The sequence below is a fragment of the Sedimentitalea sediminis genome, assembly GCF_042687825.1.
Taxonomy (GTDB): Bacteria; Pseudomonadota; Alphaproteobacteria; order Rhodobacterales; family Rhodobacteraceae; genus Sedimentitalea.
In genome coordinates, this window is the sequence record NZ_JBHUQE010000044.1 from 1 (window position 1) to 6,010 (window position 6,010).

Below are 6,010 nucleotides of genomic sequence, written 5' to 3' on the forward strand. Positions count from 1 at the left end.
TTGACAGGCACCAATACCTTCATCTGCGGTTCTCTCCTCAATAAGAACCAAGCCGACAGCGACTCGGTTCAATGTGTTCCCGCAGTTTGATAGCGGGGCAATTCGGCAAAAAACAGGGCAAAACCGAATTCTTGCCTTACGCAAGGGCGGCTTTTTCCCGGCCCAGAGAAATTTCGTTGCGTCACAATGGCGAAACGGATTGTGAAGGTGACGGGGCCGCTCAGCGATTTGCGCCGGGAACCCAAAGAACGTCCGCCTTGCCGCCGTCATTGGCCGTTCGTGCGGCGACAAAGAACCAGTCGCTGAGCCGGTTCAGGTATTTGACCGCGGCCGGGTTGACCGGCTCGGTCCCGGCCAGTTCGACGGCCAGCCTTTCGGCCCGGCGCGCCACGGTGCGACAGACATGCAGATGCGCGGCCAGGGGCGTACCGCCGGGCAGGATGAAGCTGCGCAACGGATCCAGATCGGAATTCATGGTGTCGATTTCGGTTTCCAGACGCACAACCTGGGAGTCGGACACCCGCAGCGGCGGATAATCGGCCTGCGCGTCCCGGTCCATGTCCGGGCGGCACAGGTCGGCACCCAGATCGAACAGATCGTTCTGGATGCGCGACAGGGCTTTGTCCAGATCATCCGGCGCATGCAGGCGGGCGACGCCCAGCGTGCAGTTCAATTCATCCGAGGTGCCATAGGCGGCCACGCGCAACGTGTGTTTGGCAACACGGCTGCCATCGCCCAAAGCCGTTTCACCGGCATCGCCGGTGCGGGTGTAGATTTTGTTCAGAACGACCATGTTATTCTCCTGCGGTTCCGCGCAGCCAGACATACAGCAGAATCAGGACCACCGCCACGAACTGCGCCAACAGTCGCAACCGCATCATCTTGTTGCCGTATTTGCGGTTGAATGCGCCGCCTTTGCCGAACCCTCCGATGCCGATCATCAGAATGACCACGACGGCAGCCATTGCCAGTATGATTATCAGGAAAAGCGGATCACCCATGCTGCCCTTGTCCTTGTGCGGTAACTGGTCCGTGACTTATCCGGCCCGTTCTGGAAAAGCGAACCGGTTTTTCAGACCCGGGATACGATGCGATCGATCATCCGGCTGGACAGAACGCGTTTGAGATACCCGCCCAGATAGGTCGCCTTGGTCACGTAATAGCGCGGTTGCGGTCGGTCGCTGTTCAATGCGCAGATCAGTTTTGCGGTGACCGCGGCAGCGGGCAGTTCGAACGGGTCGGGGCCGGTGTCCTTATACATCCGCGGCATCAGGTCGGTTTCATAGTCGACCCGGCGCGGCGAGGACTGCCAGTCGATATATTTTTCAAAATGGGGAATGCCCTTTTCGCGCAGCATCGTCGTGATCGGTCCCGGTTCGATCAGCACCACGTGAATGCCGCTGCCGTGCAGTTCGATCCGCATGGTGTCGCTGAGACCTTCCAGCGCGTGTTTCGTCGCCGTATAGGCCCCGCGCCACGGGATCGCCAGAAAACCCAGGCCGGACGAGCATTGCACGATATGGCCGGCGCCTTGCGCCCGCATGACCGGGATCACCAGCCGGGTCAGGTCGTGCCAGCCGAACAGGTTGGCCTCGAAAATCGCGCGCAGCCCGTCGGTCGGCACATCCTCGACCAGGCCGGCCATCTGATGCGCGCCGTTGTTGAACAGCGCGTCCAGCGTGCCGCCGGTGGTCGCCAGCACCTCTTTCACGGCGCTGCGGATGCTGTCGCCATCGCAATAATCGATGCGCGGGCTGTCAAAGCCCTCGGCGATCAGCCGGTCGCAATCGGCCTGTTGGCGGCACGCTGCGAAAACACGCCAGCCCAGGTTCCGCAATTCACGGGCCGAATTCAGCCCGATCCCCGAAGAACAGCCAGTGATGAGAATGGATTTCTGCATGGGTCGGGTCTGTTGCCTGCCATTGAACGCCTGCCATAGCTATGACGGCTGTTTCCGGGGGCGGCAAGCGGTTCGGCCAATGACGTCGTCGCGGGGAATTAACGGCGCGGTTTGCTGATCAAAGAGGCGGAGATCCAGCCCAGCTGCCGTTCCGGCAAGATTCGCAGGCGCAGCCAACCGGTGCCGCTGTCGCTCAGCACCTCGACCTGGTGACCGATGTTCAGGCGGGCGACCACCGGATAGGTCGTGCCCGGCCCGTCACGCATGTTCACCCGGGTTCCGGTGACCTCGCGCAGATCCGGCGGCGGAGGCTGGTAGGCGGCCACCGGTTCCACCACGGGGCGCGCGGCCACAGCCACCCCCAGACCGGCAGCCCCCAGGTCCAGCGAGGCCAGCGTCAGCGTCGCTGCCGCCGGCTGGTCGGGCATCATGTCCAGCCCCTGGCGCAGACTGGTCCGCACGCGCCCCAGGCCGGCCCCGTCCGACACCGACACGGTGTCGGGGGCGGATGCCTGCCTGATTGCAGGGGCCGCAATCAGGGCGGTCGAAGTAATTCTGGCCGGCGCGGCGATCCGCGCCGCTGCGGGCCGGCGCTGGGGTGCGTTTTCGGCCTCGGCCTTGTTGCCCGCCTCTACGGCCTCGGGCTTTCGCGGCTGAAAGTCGGCCCCACCGCTCAATTCATAGAAAATCAGGCCAAGAATGGCGAAAGAAGACAAAATAAAGCGCATGACCGCGCCCCCCAGATCACTCAAAACACATAACAGCCCGGCAACAATAGAACCGGACTTCTTTACATTATCGGAACAGGTGATTCCCGGAAACGGGAAAGCGGACGGTTTTTTTCCCGAGACTTTTAGCGGGGCAGGGCGCGTGCAAAAAAAGCGACACTCGCTTTACCCGGCCCCAAGTGGGGCGTATCACAGCATCTATGAGCGATCTTGTAGATGACCCCAACATGAAGCCCCCATCCGCCCCAGGCGAGGTATCCGAACCGCTGCGCCGCGCAATCGGCGAGCGTTACCTCACGTATGCGTTATCGACAATCATGCATCGGGCGCTGCCGGATGCGCGCGACGGGCTGAAGCCGGTGCACCGGCGGATCCTGTTTGCAATGCGCGAATTGCGGCTGTCCAGTGGCGGCGGGTTCCGAAAATCGGCCAAGATTTCCGGCGATGTGATGGGCAATTACCACCCCCATGGCGATGCCGCGATCTATGATGCGATGGCGCGGCTGGCCCAGGATTTCAACGTGCGCTATCCGCTGGTCGACGGGCAGGGCAATTTCGGCAATATCGACGGCGACAACCCGGCGGCCAGCCGATACACCGAGGCGCGGATGACCATAGTCGCCGAGGCGTTGCTGGAGGGGCTGAACGAGGACGCGGTCGATTTCCGCGAGAATTACGATGGCACCCTGCGCGAACCGGTGGTGTTGCCGGCGCAGTTTCCCAATCTGCTGGCCAATGGCGCCGCCGGTATCGCGGTGGGCATGGCCACGAATATTCCGCCGCACAACATCGCCGAACTATGCGATGCCTGTCTGCATCTGATCCGGACGCCGGATGCGCGCGACGACACGCTGCTGAAATACGTGCCCGGTCCCGATTTCCCGACCGGCGGCGTGATTGTCGAGCCGCCGGAAAACATCGCGAACGCCTATCGCACCGGGCGCGGATCGTTCCGGCTGCGCTGCCGGTACCAGATCGAGGATCTGGGCCGCGGCCAGTGGCAGATCGTGGTCACCGAAATTCCCTATCAGGTGCAGAAATCCCGGCTGATCGAAAAGATCGCCGACCTGATCCAGAGCAAGAAAATCCCGATTCTGGCTGATATACGCGATGAGAGTGCTGACGACATCCGCATGGTTCTGGAACCGCGCAGCAAGAATGTCGATCCCGAAGTGCTGATGGGCATGCTCTATCGCAACTCGGATCTCGAGGTGCGGTTCAGCCTGAACATGAACGTGCTGATCGACGGGGTGACTCCCAAGGTCTGCAGCCTCAAGGAAGTGCTGCGCGCGTTTCTGGATCACCGGCAGGAGGTTCTGGCGCGGCGCAGCCGTCACCGGCTGGCCAAGATCGACCACCGGCTGGAAGTGCTCGAAGGGTTCATCGTCGCCTTTCTCAACCTTGATCGGGTGATCGACATCATCCGTTATGACGACGACCCCAAGGCGGCGCTGATGCGCGAGGACTGGGGCCGGGACCACGTCCGGGCCATGAGCGAAGCCGATTATGTGCCACCTGTGCCCGGCGGAGAACCGGGACTCAGCGAGGTGCAGGCCGAGGCGATCCTGAACATGCGCCTGCGCTCGCTGCGCCGGCTCGAGGAACTGGAATTGCTGCGCGAACAATCCGCTCTGATGTCCGAGCGCGCCGGGCTCGAGGATCTGCTGGCGGATGAGGGCCTGCAATGGGGGCGCATCGCCGAGCAGTTGAAGGAGACCAATAAGACCTTTGGCAAGGATTACGAAGGTGGCGCGCGGCGCACCCGGCTGGAAGAGGCGGGCGAGATCGAGGAGGTGCCGCTGGAAGCGATGATCGATCGCGAGCCGATCACTGTCGTATGCAGCCAGATGGGCTGGATCCGCGCGATGACCGGCCATATCGATCTGACCCGCGAACTGAAATTCAAGGATGGCGACGGGCCGCGGTTCATCTTTCACGCCGAAACCACGGACCGGTTGCTGGTCTTTGGCAGCAACGGCCGGTTCTACACGCTGTCGGCCGCCAACCTGCCCGGCGGGCGCGGGATGGGCGAACCCGTCCGCCTGATGGTCGATCTGCCCAACGAGGCCGAGATCGTCGACCTGTTCATTCACGACCCCGCCCGCAAGCTGCTGGTCGCCTCGTCGGCCGGAAACGGTTTCGTCGTGGCGGAATCCGATGTGGTGGCGCAGACCCGCAGCGGCAAGCAGGTGCTGAATGTCGGCGATGCCGCGCGTGCCCGGTTCTGCCGCCCGGTTCAGGGCGATCACGTGGCGGTGGTGTCGCAAAACGGCAAGTTTCTGGTGTTTCCCGCTGCGGAACTGCCGGAAATGAGTCGCGGCAAGGGCGTGCGGCTGCAGAAATACAACATGGCCCGGGGCAAGCAGGGCACACTGGAGCTGGATGGTGGCCTGTCCGACGTGACCACTTTTTCCTGGGCCGAGGGCCTGAGCTGGGAAATGGGCGGCGGCAAGCGGCGGCACGAGCCGGACATGACCGACTGGCTGGGCAAGCGCGCCGGCGTCGGCAAACGCGCGCCCTACGGATTTCCGCGCAACAACCGGTTTTCCTGACCACGCAATAGTGTGCCGATCGGGTTTGCACCGCAGGTCCGGCTGGGGTATCTGGGCCGGAACAGAGGCTGACGAGAGAGTATGATGATCCGCATTTTTTCGCTGCTGGCCGGGCTGGTACTGCTGGCGGCCTGCAACACCGGCCCGCAGGACCGGACGCCGAATTCGCTGGGGGAATTCAAGCTGGGCCACAACGTTGTGGTGGCAGACAAGATGCAACAGGGTCCGATCTCGCGCGATGCCACCGCCGAGGAATGGCAGAACACCATCAAGTCGGCGGTGCAGCAGCGGTTCGGCGGGTTTGACGGCGATCAGCTCTATCATTTCGGCATCAGCGTCGAGGGCTATATGCTGGCGCCCGAGGGATTCATCTATAACCCGCGCTCGATGCTGGTGATCAATGTCACGGTCTGGGACGACGCTGCCGGCAAAAAGCTGAACGACAAGGTGCATCAGATCACGGTGGTCGAGGATTCCACGGTTTCGACCTTTTTCAAGGGCTCGGGGCGCGAGCGCACGAAACAGGAACAGATGGACGGGCTGACCGCCAACGCGCTGGATCAGCTGGGCGACTGGCTGCTGGAACGGCACACGCAGGACGGGTGGTTCGAGAAAACCGCCAGCACCGCAGGGGCCGAGGACAGCGCCGCGACCCGAAATTTCACCGCGCTGTCTCCGGCCGCCGGCGGTTGATGTTTTCGCTGCACAAGACAGGCTTGATTTTCCGCGCCGAACCTCCTATTTGGCGCGCGCAAACGATCGAAAACCGGGTCTTTTGGACCCCATATCAGAAAAAGGCGCCTGCAGATGGGTAAGGAAAAGTTTGAGCG

At 62.5% G+C, this 6,010-nt stretch carries 6 protein-coding genes; 2 read left to right on the forward strand and 4 right to left on the reverse strand.

Going from position 1 to position 6,010, the window contains the following annotated elements; all coding sequences use genetic code 11:
- Nucleotides 1–220: 220 nt before the first annotated feature.
- From ACFMPD_RS17190 to ACFMPD_RS17205, 4 genes are all read right to left on the reverse strand, one after another.
- A complete protein-coding gene (locus ACFMPD_RS17190; protein WP_380997164.1) occupies nucleotides 221–793 on the reverse strand; it encodes a cob(I)yrinic acid a,c-diamide adenosyltransferase in 573 nt (190 codons plus the stop codon).
- Between the two features lies 1 nt (nucleotide 794).
- Nucleotides 795–1,001, reverse strand: a complete 207-nt coding sequence (locus tag ACFMPD_RS17195) for a twin transmembrane helix small protein (protein WP_380997167.1) — start codon at nucleotides 999–1,001, stop codon at nucleotides 795–797.
- 71 nt (nucleotides 1,002–1,072) lie between these two features.
- Entirely contained in the window at nucleotides 1,073–1,900 is an 828-nt protein-coding gene (locus tag ACFMPD_RS17200; RefSeq protein WP_380997170.1) for an SDR family NAD(P)-dependent oxidoreductase, read from the reverse strand.
- Between the two features lie 98 nt (nucleotides 1,901–1,998).
- Nucleotides 1,999–2,628, reverse strand: coding sequence for an SH3 domain-containing protein (locus ACFMPD_RS17205; RefSeq protein WP_380997173.1), 630 nt, complete (start codon nucleotides 2,626–2,628; stop codon nucleotides 1,999–2,001).
- Between the two features lie 200 nt (nucleotides 2,629–2,828).
- On the opposite strand from ACFMPD_RS17205, the gene ACFMPD_RS17210 reads away from it, so the two are divergent.
- Nucleotides 2,829–5,180 (forward strand): DNA topoisomerase IV subunit A, encoded by a 2,352-nt coding sequence (locus ACFMPD_RS17210; protein ID WP_380997175.1) that lies wholly within the window; start codon nucleotides 2,829–2,831, stop codon nucleotides 5,178–5,180.
- Between the two features lie 84 nt (nucleotides 5,181–5,264).
- On the forward strand, nucleotides 5,265–5,873 hold the full coding sequence (locus ACFMPD_RS17215) for a hypothetical protein (protein ID WP_380997178.1): 609 nt from the start codon (nucleotides 5,265–5,267) through the stop codon (nucleotides 5,871–5,873).
- The last annotated feature ends 137 nt before the right edge of the window (nucleotides 5,874–6,010 follow it).

Bases quoted from the DNA above. Each gene is read 5' to 3' on its own strand.
- ACFMPD_RS17190 (WP_380997164.1), bottom strand. From the start codon at position 793: ATGGTCGTTCTGAACAAAATCTACACCCGCACCGGCGATGCCGGTGAA.
- ACFMPD_RS17195 (WP_380997167.1), bottom strand. From the start codon at position 1,001: ATGGGTGATCCGCTTTTCCTGATAATCATACTGGCAATGGCTGCCGTC.
- ACFMPD_RS17200 (WP_380997170.1), bottom strand. From the start codon at position 1,900: ATGCAGAAATCCATTCTCATCACTGGCTGTTCTTCGGGGATCGGGCTG.
- ACFMPD_RS17205 (WP_380997173.1), bottom strand. From the start codon at position 2,628: ATGCGCTTTATTTTGTCTTCTTTCGCCATTCTTGGCCTGATTTTCTAT.
- ACFMPD_RS17210 (WP_380997175.1), top strand. From the start codon at position 2,829: ATGAGCGATCTTGTAGATGACCCCAACATGAAGCCCCCATCCGCCCCA.
- ACFMPD_RS17215 (WP_380997178.1), top strand. From the start codon at position 5,265: ATGATCCGCATTTTTTCGCTGCTGGCCGGGCTGGTACTGCTGGCGGCC.